Raw genomic sequence first — 19,495 nt, 5'->3', positions numbered from 1 at the left:
CCCTTTTTCTATTTTAAGAACGTCACCGCTTTATCCGGGAAATCCGTAAACAGCCCGTCCACGTCCGCCTGCTTATACAACACCTCGTAAAGCTGATTCACATCCGTGGCATACGGCGGCAGCTGGTCTGCACGCACCGTGTAAGGATGCACCTGCATCTTGCTGGCGTGCGCCTCTTTCACCATCGCCGTCAGCTTCACGTGGCCAGGCGTTGAGCCTTCCGCCACCAGCATGTGGTAATCCGGCCCGATGCCGTCGGCGTACTGCGCAATCTGCTTCATCGCGCCTGGCTTAAACATCCAGTCGTAGCTGTAGTTCACCCACTTCCCGTCCGGCTGCTTCTCCTGGGTTTCGTTCCAGTCGGTATAGGCAATCAGCTGCACCAGATTGAGATCCATCCCCATCTTCGGCTCCAGCTCGGTTTTAATGCGCTTCAGCTCGGCGGCGTCAAAACACTGCAGGTAAACTTTGTCCTTCTTATTGGTATAGCCGTACTGTTTCAGCACCTCCAGCGTCTTCGCGGCAATGTCTTTTCCTTCCTGATGGTGGAACCACGGCGCTTTGATTTCCGGGTAGATACCGATGTTTTTCCCGGTAGAGTGGTTCAACCCCTGAACAAACTCAATCTCTTCCTGGAAGGTATGGATCCGGAAGTCGGATTTGCCCATCGGGAAGCGTCCCGGATAGACCTGCACCTTCTTGCCGTTTTCAATCTCAAAGCCTTCGGTAAACTTCAGAGAGCGGATTTCATCCAGCGTGAAGTCGATGGCGTAATAACGACCATCTTTGCGCGCGCGGTCCGGGAAACGCTCCGCCACGTCGGTCACGCGGTCAAGATAGTGGTCATGCAGGACGACCAGCTGGTCGTCCCTGGTCATCACCAGATCCTGCTCCAGATAATCCGCGCCCTGGGCATAGGCCATCGCTTTCGCCGGCAGCGTATGCTCCGGCAGATAGCCGCTGGCACCGCGGTGGGCGATAACGATTTTATCCGCCGCCAGCGCGGAGCCTGTCATCAGGCCTGCCAGCAGCAGGCCGGTGGTTAATTGAGTTAATTTCATCGCAATGCTCCTTATTGACGACGCGCCAGCACTTCCGCGTGGTGACGTTTCTCGCCGATCATCACAATAACCAGCAGCAGAACCGCCAGCACGCTACCGCCGATCATCACCATAAAGCCGCCGTCCCAGCCGAAGAAGTCAACGGTATAGCCCACAATGGCGCTCGCCGCGACCGAGCCGCCGAGGTAGCCAAACAGACCGGTAAAGCCTGCCGCCGTGCCTGCCGCTTTTTTCGGCGCCAGCTCCAGCGCGTGCAGACCAATCAGCATTACCGGACCGTAAATCAGGAAGCCGATAACGATCATGCAGGCCATGTCTACGGACGGGTTGCCCGGCGGGTTGAGCCAGTAAACAACGGTGGCAATGGTGACCAGGGTCATAAAGAACACGCCCGTCGCGCCGCGGTTGCCTTTAAACACTTTGTCCGACATCCAGCCGCAAATCAGCGTGCCCGGGATCCCGGCGTATTCATACAGGAAGTACGCCCAGGAGGATTTATCCAGCGCGAAGTGCTTCACCTCTTTCAGGTAGGTCGGGGACCAGTCGAGGATGCCGTAGCGCAGCAGGTAAACGAACACGTTCGCCACCGCGATGTACCACAGCAGCTTGTTCGGCAGCACGTACTTCATGAAGATCTGTTTCGCGGTCAGCTCTTCTTCGTGCTTCTCGCTGTAATCGTCCGGATAGTCGTTTTTGTACTCTTCAATTGGCGGCAGGCCGCAGGACTGCGGCGTATCGCGCATCAGCGCAAAAGCAATAATCGCCACCAGAATAGCGCCAAAGGCAGGCATGTAGAGCGCCGCGTGCCAGTCGTTGAACCAGGCCATCCCCAGCAGAAACAGCAGAGGTGGAAGCCCGCCCCCGACGTTATGCGCGCAGTTCCACACCGATACAATGCCGCCGCGCTCTTTCTGCGACCACCAGTGCACCATGGTGCGTCCGCACGGCGGCCACCCCATCCCCTGGAACCAGCCGCAGAGGAACAGCAGAACAAACATAATGGCAATGCTGGACGTCGCCCACGGCACAAAGCCCATGAACAGCATCACCGCTGCCGCCAGGATCAGACCGGCAGGGAGAAACACGCGCGGATTCGAGCGATCGGACACCGAACCCATGATGAATTTAGAAAAACCGTAGGCGATAGAGATCCCCGACAGCGCGAATCCCAGGTCGCCGCGTGAAAAGCCCTGCTCCACCAGATACGGCATGGCGAGCGCAAAGTTTTTACGTACCAGGTAGTACGCCGCGTACCCGAAGAAGATCCCCAGGAAAATTTGCCAACGCAGACGACGGTATAGCGGATCAATTTCTGCCTCTGGCAGACGCGCCCGATGCGGCGCAGGTTTGAAGATACTGAGCATAACAGCCTCCGTGGCCTTTCAAAAAAATGACCAGGCATCTCGCGCCCGGTTACAGAGGCGGGGATGTTAAAAAAACATGCGGTTTGTTACTGTGAATCAACGCACAGATTGTTACAGAAATATGACAGAATGCGCAAAAAAGCGCATGAAATCACGTTTTAGTTTCGAATTTCGCGCGTTTATGTTCGAAATCAAACAAACCACACGATCTATGTGGCTAAATGCTAAAAAACGAACATAGAGGAAAGGCAATGACAATTCACGATCCACGCTACAGCGATGTGATTATCATTGGCGGTGGCGCAACCGGCGCCGGCATCGCACGCGACTGCGCCCTTCGCGGATTAAGCGTCACGCTTCTGGAGCGCCACGATATTGCCACGGGCGCAACCGGACGAAACCACGGCCTGCTGCACAGCGGCGCACGGTATGCGGTCACCGACGGTGAATCCGCGCGCGAATGTATCGCTGAAAACCAGATCCTCAAGCGTATCGCCCGGCACTGCATAGAGCCGACCGACGGCCTCTTTATTACCCTTCCCGAAGATGACCTCGCCTTTCAGTCAACCTTTATAACCGCCTGTACTGCAGCGGGCATTCAGGCTGAGGCTGTGGATCCGGCGCTGGCCCGGCGGCTGGAGCCGTCGGTAAACCCGGCGCTGATCGGCGCGGTGAAAGTGCCTGACGGCACCGTTGACCCCTTCCGCCTGACCGCCGCCAACATGCTGGACGCCCGCGAGCATGGCGCGCGCATTCTGACCGGGCACGAAGTGACCGGGCTTATCCGCGAAGGGCATCGCATCTGCGGCGTGCGGGTGTTTGATACGCAGTACAACGAGCACGGCGAGCTGCACGCCGCCGTGGTGGTCAACGCGGCGGGGATCTGGGGCCAGCGCATCGCGGAATACGCCGATTTATCCATCCGCATGTTCCCGGCAAAAGGGTCGCTGCTGATCCTCGACCACCGCATCAATAACCACGTCATCAACCGCTGCCGCAAGCCTTCTGACGCCGACATTCTGGTGCCGGGCGACACCATTTCGCTCATCGGTACGACGTCAACGCACGTTGACTACAGCGACATTGACGTCAACCGCGTGACCGCCGAGGAGGTCGACATCCTGCTGCGCGAAGGGGAAAAGCTGGCGCCGGTGATGGCGCAAACGCGTATTCTGCGCGCCTACGCGGGCGTGCGTCCCCTTGTCGCCAGCGATAACGATCCGAGCGGACGTAACGTCAGCCGGGGCATCGTGCTGCTCGATCACGCCGAGCGCGACGGCATGGACGGGTTTATCACCATCACCGGCGGCAAGCTGATGACCTACCGCCTGATGGCCGAGTGGGCAACCGATGCCGTCTGCCGCAAGCTCGGAAATACCGAACCGTGCGTTACGGCAGAACAGCCGCTGCCGGGATCGCGCCAGTCTACCGAAAAAACGCTGCAAAAAATCATCTCCCTGCCCGCGCCGCTGCGCGGTTCGGCCATCTACCGCCACGGCGACAGAACGCCGCAGTGGCTCGGTGAAGGAAGATTGAGCCGCAGCCTGGTGTGCGAGTGCGAAGCCGTTACCGCAGGCGAGGTGCAGTACGCGGTAGAGAACCTGACGGTCAACAGCCTGCTCGATCTCCGCCGCCGCACCCGCGTCGGAATGGGAACCTGCCAGGGCGAGCTGTGCGCCTGTCGTGCGGCCGGGCTGCTGCAGCGTTTTCATACCACCACCGCCACCCAGTCGCTCGATCAGCTCAGCGCATTTTTGAACGAGCGCTGGAAAGGCATTCAGCCTGTCGCCTGGGGAGATGCCCTGCGCGAAAGCGAATTTACCCGCTGGGTCTATCAGGGGCTTTGCGGCCTGGAGAAGGAGCAACACGATGAAATTTGACACCGTCATCGTCGGCGGCGGGCTGGCAGGCCTGCTCTGCGGCATCAAACTCACGAGGCAGGGGCTGCGCTGCGCCATTATCACCCGCGGCCAGAGCGCCCTGCACTTCTCGTCGGGCTCGCTGGACCTGGTGAATGAAGCGTACCGCGACAGACTGCCGCCGGAACACCCCTACCACCTGATTGGCGCACAGCATATTGACCGCTTTGCGCTGGAAGCCGAAGCGCTGCTGGCGGACTGCGGCGCGCGTCTGCAGGGAAGCGCCCGGCAAAATCATCAGCGCATTACGCCGCTCGGCACTCTGCGCTCCGCGTGGCTCAGCCCGGAGGAGGTGCCCGTTGCCCCCTTAACTGCCACGCGCGTGCGGGTGGTGGGCATCAGCGGCTTTCTGGATTTTCAGCCCCATCTCGCGGCAGCCTCGCTCTGTCGCCAGGGCGTCAACGCCGACACGGCGGAAATAGAGCTGCCCGAGCTGGATATCCTGCGCGACAATCCGAGCGAGTTTCGCGCGGTGAATATCGCCCGTTTTCTGGATAATGAGGACAAATGGCCGCTGCTGTATGACGCGCTCAGGCCGCTCGGTGAAACCTGCGATGCGCTGATTATGCCCGCCTGCTTTGGTTTAAACGACAACCGCCTGTGGCGCTGGCTGTCTGACCGTCTGCCCTGCTCGCTCGGCCTGCTGCCCACGCTGCCCCCATCCGTACCCGGCATTCGCCTGCATAGCCAGCTCCAGCGCCAGTTTGTTGCGCAGGGCGGCGTGTGGATGGCGGGTGACGAGGTGAAAAAAATCACCCTGACCGACGGCGCGGTGAGCGAAATCTGGACACGAAACCACGAAGATATTCCGCTTCGCGCCCGCTATACGGTGCTGGCGAGCGGGAGCTTCTTCAGCAACGGGCTGCTGAGCAGCCGGGAGGGCATCCGGGAAGCCATTATGGGGCTGGATGTGCGGCAAAGCGCCTCCCGCGCGGACTGGTATCAAAGTGATTTCTTCACGCCGCAGCCCTGGCAGCAGTTTGGCGTAATTGTTGATAACCGGCTACATCCGCAGCGTTCCGGTCAGCCCGTCGGTAACCTTTTTGCCATCGGCTCGCTGCTGGGCGGATACGATCCGATCGCCCAGGGATGCGGCGGCGGGGTTTGCGCCGTCACGGCGCTGTATGTGGCCGAGCAGATTAGCCAGCGCGTGGAGGCTGAACAATGAACGACACCCGTTTTGAAAGCTGCATTAAATGCACGGTGTGCACCACCGTCTGCCCGGTCAGCGGCGTGAACCCGCGCTACCCTGGGCCAAAGCAGGCCGGGCCGGACGGCGAGCGCCTGCGCCTGAAGGACGGCAAGCTGTACGACGAGGCGCTGAAATACTGCATCAACTGTAAACGCTGCGAGGTCGCCTGCCCGTCGGACGTGAAAATCGGCGACATCATCCAGCGCGCCCGGGCGCGCTACAGCACGCAAAAGCCGTCGCTGCGCGATGCGATCCTGAGCCATACCGACCTGATGGGCAGCGTCTCAACGCCGTTTGCCCCGCTGGTGAATGCCGCGACCTCACTCAAGCCGGTACGCCAGCTGCTGGATGCGACGCTGAAGATAGACCATCACCGCAGCCTGCCGAAATATTCTCACGGCACCTTCCGCCGCTGGTACAAGTCCGTCGCGGCGGAGCAGGCGCAGTACGACGATCGGGTAGCCTTTTTCCACGGCTGCTATGTGAATTACAACCACCCACAGCTGGGCAAAGACCTGCTGAAGGTTTTGAACGCGATGGGAATCGGCGTCCAGCTGCTCAGCAAAGAGAAGTGCTGCGGCGTGCCGCTGATTGCCAACGGGTTTACCGATAAAGCGCGCAAGCAGGCCAAAAGCAACGTTACCTCCCTGCGGGAAGCGATTGTCGATAAAGGCATGCCGGTGCTGGCGACGTCGTCCACCTGCACCTTCACCCTGCGCGATGAGTATCCGCATCTGCTGGACGTGGATAACGCCGGCCTGCGCGAGCACATCGAGCTGGCGACGCGCTTCCTGTGGCGCAAGCTGGACAGCGGGAAGACGCTGCCGCTGGGAACATTGCCGCTGAAGGTGGTCTATCACACCCCGTGTCATATGGAGAAAATGGGCTGGTCGCTCTATACGCTGGAGCTGCTGCGGTTAATTCCGGGGCTGGAGCTGACGGTGCTGGATTCGCGCTGCTGCGGCATCGCAGGCACCTACGGCTTTAAGCGTGAAAACTACGAAACCTCGCAGGCGATTGGCGCCCCGCTGTTCCGCCAGATTGAAGAGAGCGGCGCGGATATCGTGGTGACGGACTGCGAAACCTGTAAATGGCAGATTGAGATGTCCACCAGCAAGCGCTGCGAACATCCGATTACCCTGCTGGCGAAAGCGCTGGGCTGAACGTTGCCGGGGCGAAAGGCCCCGGCACAGGCATTACTCAACGAACAGCGATTCGACAACGTTAATCCAGCCGTGCTCGCTGGCAACCTCTTTGCCGTTGAGCCAGCGGCGCAGCATGTTCAGCGCCATCATGGCGCACACCTCCTGACGCACCGCCAGGCTATGGCGGGTGATGCTCATTTTTACCCGCAGCGCCCAGGTGCCTTCCGGCGTCGCCAGCGCGAAGTTGAGGTAATCCTCATCCAGCCCGCCGACAAACAGCGCCAGACCGGCAAAATGCTTCACCCTTCTCTCGGACGCCCAGCGGGCGGTTTGTGCCAGGGTCTCCTGCTGGAACGGCACCACTTCGCTGGCGAGCAGCGGCGCGTTGACGCGCGACAATTGCAGCGCCAGCAGGCCACCGGTGAACTGCTCGCTTAAGGTCACGCTGAGCTGGCGAGTCTGGAGATGCTTTGCAATCTGCTCAGGTAACCCTTCCGTGCCTTCAAAGATCAGGCTTTCGCCCGCCACGCGCTGCACCTCAGGCCACAGGGCCAGCATCGCCTCTTTTTGCGTGGCCGGTCCTGTTAATTTGAGTTCAATGATCGGCATAGAGGAGCGATAGCCCATGGACACGCCCGGCGGCAGCGGCAGGTGGTCAAGGCTCTGGGCCAGATCGCTTTCCGAGCGGCCAAAGGTGGTCAGGCGCAGGCACAGCGGGGGTTCAGGCAGGGTAAAACGGTCGCGAAGGCGCGGCAGGATCTGCTGCTCGACCATTACCTTAAATTCGGAGGGCACGCCCGGCGTGAAGAACATCAGGCAGCGGTTCAGCTGCATGGCAAACCCGCATGCGGTACCGACCGGATTATCGACCAGCTCGGCGCTGGCGGGAATTTCAGCCTGCTTGCGGTTGCTTGGGGCCATGACGCGGCCACGTTCGGAGAAGAAGCGTTCCATCTGCGAAAGCCACGCCTCGTGCAGCACCAGCCCTTCGCCTTTTGCGGTCGCGGCGGCCAGCGCGCTGAGATCGTCACCGGTGGGGCCGAGCCCGCCGTTCACGATCAGCACGTCGCACTGTTCGCTACGCTCGCGCAGAATGCTGACCAGGGACTCAAGATTGTCTCCCACCGTATTGCGGCGCGTTAACGGTAATCCTTGCTCAAAGAAAAGATCGGCAAGCCAGGCAGCATTGGTATCAATAATCTGTCCATGCAGCACTTCATCGCCGGTGGATAACATCTCCACGTTAATCATTGTGTTCTCCCGCTTATTTAGTCAAAACACTATAGCGCAAACGCGGGGTGGAGATGAGAGAAACTGGCGCGACGGAACGCCGCGCCGGAACGATTAGAAGCCTGCGCTCACGCCCACGTACGGGCCGTCAGCCAGCGCGTTATCGCGGTTGCCGTCTTTACCGGCCAGGTTCAGATAACGGTAGCCCGCTTCGATGGTAATCGGACGCATGATGGTCCAGCGCGCGCCGGCGTTGGCTTCTTCATAGCTGTCGATGCCGCTGGAGAGGGAATCCGGAGAGTAGTAGTACTCGCCAAACAGGCCGAAGCTGTCGCCAATTTTCCACTGCAGGCCGCCACCCACAGCCGCCGCATACCCTTCATCACCGTCGTTCGGGTTGGTATAGATACCTTTACCGCCAACGGTGGCCAGGAATGGGCCAAGAGGAATATTCAGACCGAGGCCGAGGCTTGCCGCGTCGCCGTCGTCATCGTTGTGCGTCCAGCCGCCGGTCATTGCCAGACCGGAGGTGTCAGTACCCAAACCAAAACCGAGGTGGGTATAGTCCTGACCCGCCGAACCATTAATGCTAATGGCGTTAGCCGCCGCAGATACAACCATCAGGCCGAGGCCCAGTAATGCCACTTTTTTCATTGTCGCGATCCCGCATAATTATAGAGAAGTCCCCAAAACCGCGAGATTTTAACCTGAGTCTCCCGGGGATCAAGCACTCTGCGTGCGGCGGACAGGAAGATTGTAACGATTTGAAACCTGCGGCTTTTTTACGTAAGCAGCAGAAAGCGCATTTTGACGCACAGGCCACCCAGCGTTTCGCTGCGGGTCAGCTGCAAATGGCTGCGGTGCAGCCGGGCGATGTCCCCCGCCAGCGCCAGCCCAATCCCGGCACCGGGGGCGTCCCCGACGTTGTCCAGCCGATGGAACGGCAGCATCGCCTGGTAGATCTGATCCTCTTCAATGCCCGGTCCGCTGTCCTCAACGCTCAGCTCAACGGCAGCGCCGTCAACGCGCAGGAAAACGGTCACGGTTCCGCCTGCAGGCGTGTATTTAATCGCGTTCTCCAGCAGGTTGGCGCACAGTTCTCCGAGCAGAACGTCATCGCCCTCGATCGTCACCGGCTGCTGTACACCGTCATACCCTAAATCGATCGCCTTGCTCCGCGCCTGCGCCAGCCGGGAGAAGCAGCAGTTCTGCACCACCTGAACCAGATCCACGGGCGTAAAGTGACGCTCCCCCTGCTCTTTTCCCTTCACCGCTGAAAGCTGCAGCAGCCGCTCGGTGAGCACGATAGTGTCGTCCAGGGTGGCATTCATTGCCCGCAGGCTCTCCTGCCACAGGGCGGGATCCTGACGCGCGAGGGCGACGGAAACCTGGGTTTTAAGCACCGCCAGCGGCGTTTTGAGCTGGTGCGACGCATCCGCGTTAAAGCGTTCCTGACGCGAAAGCACCCCGCGCAGCCGGTCGATATAGCGGTTAAAGGCGACAATCAGCAGCCGGGTCTCCGACCAGGGCAGCAGCTCCGGCAGGGGCGCGAGCAGGCCCGGCTCGCGCCGCACCATCAGAGACGAAAGCTGGCGCATTGGGCGCAGCACGCGACGCAGCAGCCACGCGGTCAGCACCAGCGTCAACAGCACCAGCAGCCCCTGCGAGACCCAGGATGAAAAAAGCAGCTGGCTGGCGAGATAGCGGCGGGACTGGAGCGTCTCCGCGACGTAAATCTCCGCCATGCCAAAAATATTATCTTCATTTACGGGCTGCAGCAGACGCGCCACCCGAATCGCCTGGCCGCGATATTCGGTGTGGTAAAACCAGGCCAGCGCCGGATAGAGCGTGGTGCGCGACGTCGCAGGCGGCATCTTCGGCAGATCGTCATAGCCGGAGATCACCCGGCCGTCGGGGTCGACCACCTTATAGTAGAGCCGGTCGTTCATGTTGAGCTCAAAGCTGTCGAGCACCACCCAGGGCACGTCTACCGCCAGCCTGCCGTTGCGTACCTCCAGCCGCTCCGAGATGGTGCGGGCAGAGGATAACAGCGTGCGGTCATAGGCCTGCGTGGCCGCCTGCAGCGCGCTGACGTAGCTGTTAAAGGCCGACAGTCCCCACAGCAGCAGCAGCGGCAGGCCCAGGAAAAGCAGCAGTTGGAGGTAGAGCGACTGCGGCTTAACCCACCTCATCGCCGCACTCCAGCACGTAACCAAGCCCCCGCAGGGTGGTGATCCGCACGCCGCTGCCGGTCAGCTTCTTACGCAGGCGGTGAATATAGAGATCGATGCTTTCAGGGCTGACGTCGTCGTTCAGGCTGAACACCTGGTCGAAAAGCTGCTGCCGTGAAACCGGACGGGTCCGGCGGTGCATCAGCACCTTCAGCAGGGAGAGCTCCCGCGGCGTCAGGGAAAGCGGTTCATCGCGCAGCAGGAAAAAGCCCTCGTCGTCATACTCCAGCTCCCCAAGGCGCTGGCGCTCCTGCGTCCGCCCCTCGCTTCGGCGCAGCAGGGCGCGCAGACGCGCGTCAAGCTCCTCCAGCTCAAACGGTTTTGGCAGATAGTCATCTGCCCCGGCGTTCAGCCCCTTAACCCGATCCGCCACGTTGCTGCGGGCGGTAAGAAACAGCACCGGCAGCGTCTGCCCCCGTTTTCTGAGGCGCTGGACCACTTCCAGGCCGTCAAAACCGGGCATACCGATGTCCAGAATGGCGACCGCGTAGTTTTCACCCTGCAGCAGATGGTCGGCGGCACGTCCGTCGGAGACGCAGTCCACGGCAAAGCCTTCCTGCACCAGCGCTTTCTCCAGCCAGTGAGCCAGCTCACGATTATCTTCTGCCAGTAAGAGACGCATGTCACATCCTGTAAAGTTGGTGCCCCATTGAAAGGGAAATGAAAGGTTATTGTTTTAACAATCACGCAACGGAACCGCTACAAGGTGGTTCACATAATCAGAAAAAAGACCCATACCCGTACCCCGGCGTGAGGATAAATGATGAAAAAACAATTGCTTTCTACCCTTGCTGCAAGCGTATTGCTGTTGAGTACCTCTGTCGTTCAGGCCCAGGACGCTCCGTCCCGTACCGAATGTATCGCCCCGGCCAAGCCGGGCGGCGGCTTCGATCTCACCTGCAAACTGATTCAGGTCAGCCTGCTGGAGACGAAGGCCATTGAGAAACCGATGCGCGTCACCTACATGCCAGGCGGCGTGGGCGCGGTAGCCTATAACGCCATCGTCGCGCAACGTCCAGCGGAAGCGGGAACGGTGGTGGCCTTCTCCGGCGGCTCGCTGCTGAACCTGTCGCAGGGCAAGTTTGGCCGCTACGGCGTGGACGACGTGCGCTGGCTGGCGACCGTCGGCACCGACTACGGGATGATCGCCGTGCGTGCCGATTCCCCATGGAAATCCCTGAAAGATCTGCTGACCGCTATGGAAAAAGATCCGAACAGCGTGGTGATTGGCGCGGGCGCATCTATCGGCAGCCAGGACTGGATGAAAGCGGCCCTTCTCGCCCAGCAGGCGAAGGTTGACCCGCACAAGATGCGCTACGTGGCCTTTGAGGGCGGCGGCGAACCGGTCACCGCGCTGATGGGCAACCACGTTCAGGCCGTTTCCGGCGATCTCAGCGAGATGGTGCCGTACCTGAGCGGGGATAAGATCCGCGTTCTGGCGGTCTTCTCGGAAAACCGTCTGCCGGGCCAGCTGGCGAACGTCCCGACCGCCAAAGAGCAGGGTTATAACCTGGTCTGGCCGATCATCCGCGGGTTCTTCGTCGGGCCAAAAGTGACCGATGCCGAGTACCAGTGGTGGGTTGACACGTTCAACAAACTCCAGCAGACCGAAGAGTTTAAGAAGCAGCGCGATCTGCGCGGGCTGTTTGAGTTCAACCTGACCGGTAAGCCGCTGGATGAGTACGTCAAAAAACAGGTGAATGACTATCGCGAACAGGCGAAAGCCTTTGGCCTGGCGAAATAACCGGAGGCGCTATGAGCGATCGTATTTTTGCCGGGATATGGCTGCTGCTCTGCGTTGGCGGGATGTTTGTCGCCTGGCAGATCCACAGCGAATACAGCTATGAACCCGTGGGGCCCCGCCCCTTCCCGATGGGCATCGTCGGCCTGATGCTGCTCTGCTCGGTGGCGCTGCTGCTGCGCCACCCGGATACCGTCGAGTGGCCGCCGCGTCGCATTCTGCAGCGTCTGCTGGTGATGGTGATTGTCCTGCTGATGTATGCCTGGGGCTTTGAGTGGCTCGGCTTCCCGGTGGCAACCGCCATCCTGACGATGGTCATCGGCATGCTGTTTAACGCCACCCTCCCCGCGGCGGGGATCTCTGGCGTGGTGATGGGGATTTTACTGTGGTACGCCTTTGACCGCCTGCTGGACGTGACGTTACCGCTCGGCGCCTGGCTTAATTAACGGAGCACGCTATGGATACCTGGATTTATCTCTCGCAGGGGTTCGCCGTGGCGATGACCCCGGAAAACCTGGTGATCGCCCTGATAGGCTGTTTCGTGGGCACGATTGTCGGCCTGCTGCCGGGCCTTGGGCCGATCAACGGCGTGGCGATTTTACTCCCGCTGGCGTTTGCCCTGCATCTGCCTGCGGAATCGGCGCTGATCCTGCTGGCAACGGTCTACATCGGCTGTGAATATGGCGGACGCATTTCGTCGATCCTGCTTAACGTGCCGGGGGATGCGGCGGCGATCATGACCGCGCTGGACGGCTACCCGATGGCGCGGCAGGGACGCGGCGGCGTGGCGCTCTCCATCTCTGCGGTCAGTTCGTTCTGTGGTTCGCTGATTGCCATTGGCGGCATCATTCTGTTTGCCCCTGCGCTGGCCCAGTGGTCGCTGGCGTTTGGTCCGGCAGAATATTTTGCCCTGATGGTGTTCGCCATTGCCTGCCTCGGCAGCATGATGGCGCAAAATCCGCTGAAGTCGTTTTTATCCGCGCTGATTGGCTTAGGGTTAGCCACCGTCGGCGTGGATGCCAATACCGGGGTCTATCGCTTTACCTTCGACAGCGTTCACCTGTCCGACGGCGTGCAGTTCATTGTCGTCGTGATCGGCCTGTTCTCTGTGTCTGAGATCTTACTGATGCTGGAGCATACCAGCAGCGGGCAGACGCTGGTGCGCAAAACCGGCCGGATGCTCTTTAGCGCTAAAGAGGGCGCGCAGTGCATCGGCACCACGCTGCGCTCATCGGTGATTGGCTTCTTCGTCGGCATCCTGCCGGGCGCCGGGGCCACTATCGCCAGCGCCATCACCTACATGACCGAGAAGAAGCTCAGCGGCAACAGCGATAGCTTTGGTAAAGGCGATATTCGCGGCGTCGCCGCGCCTGAGGCGGCCAATAACGCCTCGGCCTGCGGCTCGTTTATCCCGATGCTGACCCTGGGCGTGCCGGGATCCGGCACCACGGCGGTGATGATGGGCGCGCTGACGCTCTATAACATCACGCCCGGCCCGGCAATGTTTACCGAGCAGCCCGATATAGTCTGGGGGCTGATTGCCGCGCTGCTGATCGCTAACGTGATGCTGCTGGTGATGAATATCCCGCTGATTGGGCTGTTCACCCGCATGCTGACCATTCCGCTGTGGTTCCTGGTGCCCGCCATTGCCGCCGTCTCTGCGGTGGGGGTGTACGCGGTGCACAGCACCACGTTTGACCTGGTGCTGATGGTGGTTCTGGGCGTGTTCGGCTACATCTTGCGAAAAATGCACTTCCCGATGTCACCGCTGATTCTGGGCTTTGTGCTGGGTGAGATGCTGGAGCAGAACCTGCGCCGCGCCCTCTCCATCAGCAACGGCAATATGTCGATACTGTGGGACAGCAGCGTCGCGAAGGTTCTGCTAGCGCTCGCGGTCATGGTGATTGTGGTGCCGCCGGTGTTGCGCCTGCTGCGTCGTCGTCAGCGCAAGCCGGAGCCGGATATCGGCTAACTACGCGGACAGCTGGGCATTTACCCACTGCTTTAACGCCTGGCGGGAGATCTTAATCCCGCCATTTTTTAGCTCAGCCGGCAGCACCAGCCAGTGAACGGGCTGTTCAAACCGCGCCAGCCTGCCCTGCACCCATTCCGGGAAACGGGTGATATCCGTTCCCGGCTCGCACTCCACCACCGCCACCGGACGCTGTCCAAACTCTGCGTCATCCAGCGGGACGATAAACACCTGGTTAATCTGCGGGTGCGCGGCGATAACGCGCTCCAGCGATTCCGGCTGGACCCCCTCTCCTCCGCTGAAAAAGAGATTGTCCATGCGGCCTAAAATCGTCAGACGGTCCCCATGCCATTCCCCGCGATCGCGGGTGGCGAACCAGCCCTGCGCGTTGGTCAGCGGCATCAGCGCGCCGTCTCGCCAGTAGCCGGAAGCCATGCTCTGCGCTTTGATCCAGACTTCACCGTTAACGACCTGCACCTCTCTGCCCGGCAGCACACGCCCCACGTCCGGATCGCCGTCAGCCTCTTTTGCGCAGACGGTAGAGGCAAACTCGGTCAGACCGTAGCCGCAGTACGTCCGAACGCCCTGCTCCAGGGCCTTTTGCGTCAGCGTCACGGGAATAGCCGCCCCGCCAAGCAGCACCGCTTTCAGTGCGATGTGGCTTTCGCTATTCAGGAGACGCCAGAGCTGGGTCGGCACCAGCGAGGCGTGGGTGCAGCCGCGCAGCGCCTGCTCCAGCGGCTGCTTCTCGCGCACGGTTAAGCGCGCACCGGCCTGCAGCCAGCGCCACAAAATCCCCTGGCCGGAAACGTGAAACAGAGGCAGCGAAAGCAGCCAGTCGTCGTTATCCCCGTAGGGCATCAGCGACAGCACGCCGCGGGCGCTGGCAAGATGGGCGGCGCAGGTATGCACCGCCGCTTTCGGCAGCCCGGTGGAGCCGGATGTGAGCGTCATGGAGGCCAGCCGCGCCGGCTGCCACGCAGCGCAGTACGCATCCGCCGGCTCGCGCATGCTCAGGCCATGAAGGCCGTCGTAGCTGCCGTCCAGCACCAGCGCAAAGCGCAGCGTCATCTGCGGGATCAGCACGTCGAGCAGCGGGCGCGGCAGCTGGGGATTAACGGGAAGAATACGCGCCCCGCACTGCAGCAGCGCCAGCCATGCCAGCAGCGTTTGCGGGTGGTTATAGGCCAGCAGCAGTACGCCGTCGCCCTCCGCCACGCCCTGCTGGTGAAACCCTGCCGCAAGGCGGTCGACGCGCGCGCAAAGCTGCCGCCAGGTGAGCGCTTCGTCATTTAGCCTCAGGGCCGGTTTATCGGCAAAACGCGCGCCCCAGTGCCGCCAGGGCCAGTCGGTAAAGCTCATAACAGCGGCTCCAGCGCCTCTGCGTCGAGGCACGGCAGCGTGCTGTCAGGCCACTCGCGAAGAAGCTGCGCCTGCATCAGGTTCAGCGTGTCGAGGCCGGGAACCGTGTCCGGCGTTAACCAGGCGGCAATGCGCGCCAGCTGGGTCAGCCCCAGGCTGGACTCTATCGACGAGCTGATCACCGCCGTCAGCCCCAGCGCGTGCGCCGCCGCGACCTGCTCGCGCACCTTCACCAGGCTGCCGGTCAGCGTCGGCTTAATCACCACCGCGCTGACGCCGGGCTCGGCGATAAATTCAAAATCGTCCTCGCGCAGGCTTTCATCCCAGGCGATGGCAATCCCCGTTTCGCGGGCAAACGCGCGCGAATCGTCGCGGGTTTTGCACGGTTCTTCGAGGAAGGCAATGCGGCTGCGGTACGCCGGGTTGACGTACTTCGCGAACTGCTGCGCCTTAAGCGGCGTCCAGGCGCGGTTGGCATCCAGACGCAGGTGCAGATCGGGGATTGCTTCCAGCAGCAGGTTGGCGACCATGCCGTCACGCACCGCTTCGTAGAGGCCGACTTTGATTTTCGCCACTTTCTCGCCAGGCATGGCGGCGAGCAGCGCGAACAGCTCGTCCGGGTCGCCCGTGCAGAGCGGTGCCGCGCGGTAGTTAGCCTCTTGCGGCAGACTGCCGTCCAGCTCCGCCAGCGCGCAGCTGATGCCAAAGGCCGCGGAAGGCGCGTCCGGCAACGCCGGGTTTGCGCCCTCGCGCCACGCCTTTACCCACGCCAGCAATGCAGACTGCGCGTCATCCAGCGATTCGAGGCTAAAGCCCGGCAGAGGCGAAATCTCGCCCCAGCCTTCCCGCCCGTCCTGCTGAAGATGCACGAAGAAGCCGTCACGGGTTTTTAACCGCCGTTCACGCAGCACCACGCCCGCGTCCATCGGTATCTGCCAGCGGTAAACCTGCGCGCGACGCATTACGGGTTCCGTTTGTATTTGCTGAAGTCCGGCTGGCGTTTTTCATTAAACGCGTTGCGTCCTTCCTGACCCTCTTCGGTCATGTAGAACAGCATGGTGGCGTTGCCCGCCAGCTCCTGCAGGCCCGCCTGACCGTCACAGTCAGCGTTGAGCGCCGCTTTCAGGCAGCGCAGCGCCATCGGGCTGTTTTGCAGCATCTCGCGGCACCAGCGGACGGTCTCTTTTTCGAGATCGGCAATCGGCACTACGGTATTGACCAGGCCCATATCCAACGCTTCCTGCGCGTTGTACTGGCGGCACAGGAACCAGATTTCGCGGGCTTTTTTCTGCCCGACGATGCGCGCCATGTAAGAGGCGCCCCAGCCGCCGTCGAAGGAGCCCACTTTCGGGCCGGTCTGGCCGAAGATGGCGTTTTCAGCGGCAATGGTCAGGTCGCACATCATGTGCAGCACGTGGCCGCCGCCGATGGAGTAGCCCGCCACCATCGCGACAACCGGTTTCGGGCAGGTGCGGATCTGGCGCTGGAAATCGAGGACGTTCAGGTGGTGCGTACCCGCATCGTCCTGGTATCCGCCGTAGTCGCCGCGCACTTTCTGATCGCCGCCGGAGCAGAAGGCCTTCTCGCCTTCACCGGTCAGGACAATCACGCCGATGCTGTCGTCATAGCGCGCATCCGCCAGGGCCTGAATCATCTCTTTGACGGTCAGCGGACGGAAGGCGTTACGCACCTGCGGACGGTTGATGGTGATTTTGGCAATGCCGTCGGCGGATTTGTGGTAACGAATGTCGGTGTAGCCTTCGGAGCAGTCCTGCCATTCAACCGGCGCATAAAGCATGTGTTCATCAGGATAGATCATAGAGTGTCCTTTATTCGAAGACGCAGTATCTGGGCCAGACACGCGGCAACCGCATCGGGGTTTTCCCGGTGGGCGTTGTGTCCGGCGTTGGGAATCGCATGGCGAACGGCGTCCAGCTCAGCGGCCAGGGCTGCGAACTTCTGGTCACGTTCACCGTAGATATAGTCAAAAGGGAAATTGCATACGCTAATCGCGGCACGCAAATCGGGCTGCACGGCCAGCGACGTCGCTTCGAGCATCTTCGCCAGCGTCGCGCCGTTGTTCTGGCTGCGCAGGGCAATAAGCGTCTTGCGCTGGTGGTCCGTGAGGGAGGCAAATACCGGCTGCTGGTACCAGTCGGTAAAGACCTTTTCCAGCGGTTCGGTGCGAAAACGCGTCGCCCAGCGGTGGTCGGATACCCGCCGCGCAGTGCGCTCGTTCTCATCCCGCAGGCCCGGATGCCCGCCTTCAACAATCACCCCCAGCAGCCCCTTCGGCCGCTGGCAGGCATGAAACATCGCAATGCGGCCGCCGAGGGAGTACCCCACCAGCCAGAATTTTAGTATGTTGTAACTAAGAAGGGTTCGGATGAGCAAATTGCTCATCTCGTCGAACCCCGTCACGGTTATCTCCCCTGACTCACCGTGGCCCGGCAGGTCAAGATAGAGCCGGGGATAGTCGCTGAGCTGCTTCCCGACAGCCTGCCACTCGCGGCAGTCGCCGGAAAAACCGTGCAAAAAGACCAGCCAGGGATAGCCTGGTTTTCCGGCCTGCTGCACGCCCGAGAGGATCACAGCTGGCTTACCTGCGCCAGCAGGCTTTGCAGAGTCTGCGCGCCGTCGGCCTCGTTCACCACCAGCTCAATCAGCGTCGCGCCCGGCTGCTTCCAGGCGGTGCTTAACGCCGCTTCCAGCTGTTCCCAGCTTTCCGGGCGATGGTATTTCAGGCTGAACATCGCCGCGGCGTGTTCAAACTGCACGTTCTGCGGCATCAGATAGAAGCGCTCGCGCTCGCTCTGGGGCGTTGGCAACAGGGAGAAAATCTGCCCGCCGTTGTTGTTGACCACAATCAGCACAAACGGCGCGGACGCCTGACGCAGCAGCGCCAGCGCGTTGAGGTCGTAGAGCGCGGAGAGATCGCCCACGATCGCCAGCGTCGATTTCGCGCTGGCGCGCTGCACGCCCGCCGCCGTCGAGATCAGCCCGTCGATGCCGCTGGCACCGCGGTTGCTGTATACCGGGTAGCCCGACGGCAGCTTCGAAAAGGCGTCAATCAGCCGCACGACCAGGCTGTTGCCGACAAACAGTTGCCCCTGTTCCGGCAGGTACTTGCGAATACGGTGCGCCAGCCCGGCTTCGCTGAATGCCTCACAGCGCGCTTTGGTGATTTCCCACGCCTGACGCGACAGCTCCGGGATCGCCACCGCCCAGGGCTGACGTTTTTCCGCCGGGTGCAGTTCCAGCCAGCTGTCAATTTTGCTCACCAGACGACGGCCGCGATGGTGCGCCGGGTCGAGCCGCCCTTCCAGCGCGTCCACCACCCAGTACTCTTCCGGGGTGCAGGTCGCCTGCCACTGCAGCAGACGTTTTCCGGTGAGGCTTGCGCCGATCTGGACCACAATCTGCGCCTGCGAAAGCTCAGTAACCGCTTTCGCGTTACCCAGCCAGAGATCGGCGCACGGCAGCGGCTGGCCGGTCTGGGAAAGCACGTCGCCAATCAGCGGCCAGCCGAGGGTTTGCGCCCATTCAGCGACCAGCCTGCCTTCCGCAGCGCTCATGCGCCCGGCGATGACCACGCCGCGCTTCTGCCGCCAGAAGAACCAGTCGCGCTGTTTCGCGCTCTCAAGATGCGTCTGCTCGCGCAGCCACGGCTTTTCGCTCTGCCACCAGTCGCCGAGCGACCGCTGCCAGTCAAGGCCGGTATCGTCCAGCTCGCCGTAAAGCGGCTCGGCAAACGGGCAGTTGATATGCAGCGCCCCGCTGCGCAATGTCGCCATGGCGTGATCGACGGTGGAGACCAGCCAGCTTGCCGGAATGTCCTGGGTGGGACGCGGTAACGAAACCGTCTGCGAAGGGTGCGAAGAAAAAAGTCCCGGCTGGCGAATGGCCTGATTGGCGCCGCAGTCGATTAGCTCAGGCGGGCGGTCGGCCGTCAGCAGGATCAGTTTTTCACCGGTTAACCCGGCTTCAATCAGGGCCGGATAGAGGTTCGCCACGGCGGTACCGGAGGTGACAATCACCGCCACGGGTTCTTTACTGACCTTCGCCAGCCCGAGTGCCAGATGGCCAAGGCCGCGTTCGTCAAAATGGGTGTGGTGAATCAACGCCCGGTTTTCAGCGGCCGCCAGCGTCAGCGGCGTTGAACGAGAACCCGGTGCAATACACACGTGCCTGACGCCATGGCGCGTCAGGGCTTCAAGGATCACCGCCGCCCAGCGTCGGTTAAAAGAACTTACTGACATGAGATTGTCCGGTATCAAG

General features: G+C 61.4%; 17 protein-coding genes. 6 read left to right on the top strand and 11 right to left on the bottom strand.

Annotated elements, in window-relative coordinates:
* Positions 1 to 8: 8 nt before the first annotated feature.
* Together glpQ and glpT are read right to left on the bottom strand one after the other, a co-directional pair.
* Entirely contained in the window at positions 9 to 1,061 is a 1,053-nt protein-coding gene (glpQ, locus tag OSH03_RS07310; RefSeq protein WP_266178700.1) for a glycerophosphodiester phosphodiesterase, read from the bottom strand.
* Positions 1,062 to 1,072: 11 nt separating this feature from the next.
* Positions 1,073 to 2,425 (bottom strand): glycerol-3-phosphate transporter, encoded by a 1,353-nt coding sequence (gene glpT / locus OSH03_RS07305; RefSeq protein WP_266178699.1) that lies wholly within the window; start codon positions 2,423 to 2,425, stop codon positions 1,073 to 1,075.
* Positions 2,426 to 2,676: 251 nt separating this feature from the next.
* Between glpT and glpA the strand changes: the two genes are divergently transcribed.
* From glpA to glpC, 3 genes are read left to right on the top strand one after another with little or no spacing between them, the layout of a single operon-like run.
* Positions 2,677 to 4,305, top strand: coding sequence for an anaerobic glycerol-3-phosphate dehydrogenase subunit A (gene glpA / locus OSH03_RS07300; protein WP_266178698.1), 1,629 nt, complete (start codon positions 2,677 to 2,679; stop codon positions 4,303 to 4,305).
* On the top strand, positions 4,295 to 5,512 hold the full coding sequence (gene glpB, locus OSH03_RS07295; RefSeq protein WP_266178697.1) for a glycerol-3-phosphate dehydrogenase subunit GlpB: 1,218 nt from the start codon (positions 4,295 to 4,297) through the stop codon (positions 5,510 to 5,512). The genes glpA and glpB overlap by 11 nt, the downstream gene beginning before the upstream one ends.
* Positions 5,509 to 6,699 (top strand): anaerobic glycerol-3-phosphate dehydrogenase subunit GlpC, encoded by a 1,191-nt coding sequence (gene glpC, locus OSH03_RS07290; RefSeq protein WP_266178696.1) that lies wholly within the window; start codon positions 5,509 to 5,511, stop codon positions 6,697 to 6,699. The genes glpB and glpC overlap by 4 nt, the downstream gene beginning before the upstream one ends.
* Before the next feature lie 33 nt (positions 6,700 to 6,732).
* On the opposite strand, the gene OSH03_RS07285 is transcribed toward glpC, so the two are convergent.
* The 4 genes from OSH03_RS07285 to tctD all read right to left on the bottom strand — a co-directional run bounded on the left by OSH03_RS07285 (position 6,733) and on the right by tctD (position 10,764).
* On the bottom strand, positions 6,733 to 7,932 hold the full coding sequence (locus tag OSH03_RS07285; protein ID WP_059357066.1) for a nicotinamide mononucleotide deamidase-related protein YfaY: 1,200 nt from the start codon (positions 7,930 to 7,932) through the stop codon (positions 6,733 to 6,735).
* Positions 7,933 to 8,025: 93 nt separating this feature from the next.
* The gene (locus OSH03_RS07280) at positions 8,026 to 8,565 is read right to left on the bottom strand and encodes a YfaZ family outer membrane protein (RefSeq protein WP_061097561.1); all 540 of its coding nucleotides are present in this window, start codon (positions 8,563 to 8,565) and stop codon (positions 8,026 to 8,028) included.
* A 128-nt stretch (positions 8,566 to 8,693) separates the two neighbouring features.
* Positions 8,694 to 10,103, bottom strand: a complete 1,410-nt coding sequence (locus OSH03_RS07275; protein ID WP_253542830.1) for a sensor histidine kinase — start codon at positions 10,101 to 10,103, stop codon at positions 8,694 to 8,696.
* Entirely contained in the window at positions 10,090 to 10,764 is a 675-nt protein-coding gene (gene tctD, locus OSH03_RS07270; RefSeq protein ID WP_061097559.1) for a transcriptional regulator TctD, read from the bottom strand. The genes OSH03_RS07275 and tctD overlap by 14 nt, the downstream gene beginning before the upstream one ends.
* Before the next feature lie 141 nt (positions 10,765 to 10,905).
* Here tctD and OSH03_RS07265 point away from each other — a divergent pair, with 141 nt between their 5' ends.
* The 3 genes from OSH03_RS07265 to OSH03_RS07255 are packed head-to-tail and all read left to right on the top strand — an operon-like array spanning position 10,906 to position 13,855.
* Entirely contained in the window at positions 10,906 to 11,886 is a 981-nt protein-coding gene (locus tag OSH03_RS07265; RefSeq protein ID WP_266178917.1) for a Bug family tripartite tricarboxylate transporter substrate binding protein, read from the top strand.
* An 11-nt stretch (positions 11,887 to 11,897) separates the two neighbouring features.
* Positions 11,898 to 12,329, top strand: a complete 432-nt coding sequence (locus tag OSH03_RS07260) for a tripartite tricarboxylate transporter TctB family protein (protein ID WP_014884622.1) — start codon at positions 11,898 to 11,900, stop codon at positions 12,327 to 12,329.
* 11 nt (positions 12,330 to 12,340) lie between these two features.
* Positions 12,341 to 13,855 carry a tripartite tricarboxylate transporter permease gene (locus OSH03_RS07255; protein WP_061097558.1) on the top strand — a complete coding sequence of 505 codons (1,515 nt, stop codon included), beginning with the start codon at positions 12,341 to 12,343 and terminating at the stop codon, positions 13,853 to 13,855.
* Here the strand turns inward: OSH03_RS07255 and menE are convergent, their stop codons facing one another.
* Genes menE through menD form a run of 5 tightly spaced genes read right to left on the bottom strand, consistent with a single transcriptional unit; the run spans position 13,856 to position 19,476 of the window.
* Positions 13,856 to 15,217: an o-succinylbenzoate--CoA ligase gene (menE, locus tag OSH03_RS07250; protein ID WP_266178695.1), complete on the bottom strand. Its 1,362-nt coding sequence runs from the start codon at positions 15,215 to 15,217 to the stop codon at positions 13,856 to 13,858.
* Positions 15,214 to 16,179 carry an o-succinylbenzoate synthase gene (gene menC, locus OSH03_RS07245; RefSeq protein ID WP_061097556.1) on the bottom strand — a complete coding sequence of 322 codons (966 nt, stop codon included), beginning with the start codon at positions 16,177 to 16,179 and terminating at the stop codon, positions 15,214 to 15,216. The genes menE and menC overlap by 4 nt, the downstream gene beginning before the upstream one ends.
* Complete coding sequence (gene menB, locus OSH03_RS07240) at positions 16,179 to 17,036, bottom strand: 1,4-dihydroxy-2-naphthoyl-CoA synthase (RefSeq protein WP_059355185.1); 858 nt, start codon at positions 17,034 to 17,036, stop codon at positions 16,179 to 16,181. Before menB ends, menC begins: the two co-directional genes overlap by 1 nt.
* Positions 17,033 to 17,809 carry a 2-succinyl-6-hydroxy-2,4-cyclohexadiene-1-carboxylate synthase gene (menH, locus tag OSH03_RS07235; RefSeq protein ID WP_266178694.1) on the bottom strand — a complete coding sequence of 259 codons (777 nt, stop codon included), beginning with the start codon at positions 17,807 to 17,809 and terminating at the stop codon, positions 17,033 to 17,035. The genes menB and menH overlap by 4 nt, the downstream gene beginning before the upstream one ends.
* Positions 17,806 to 19,476 carry a 2-succinyl-5-enolpyruvyl-6-hydroxy-3-cyclohexene-1-carboxylic-acid synthase gene (gene menD, locus OSH03_RS07230; protein ID WP_266178693.1) on the bottom strand — a complete coding sequence of 557 codons (1,671 nt, stop codon included), beginning with the start codon at positions 19,474 to 19,476 and terminating at the stop codon, positions 17,806 to 17,808. Before menD ends, menH begins: the two co-directional genes overlap by 4 nt.
* Positions 19,477 to 19,495: the final 19 nt, after the last annotated feature.

Origin of the sequence: Enterobacter nematophilus (genome assembly GCF_026344075.1) — a bacterium.
Classification (GTDB): Bacteria; Pseudomonadota; Gammaproteobacteria; order Enterobacterales; family Enterobacteriaceae; genus Enterobacter; species Enterobacter nematophilus.
This window is presented reverse-complemented; position numbering and strand designations above follow the sequence as displayed.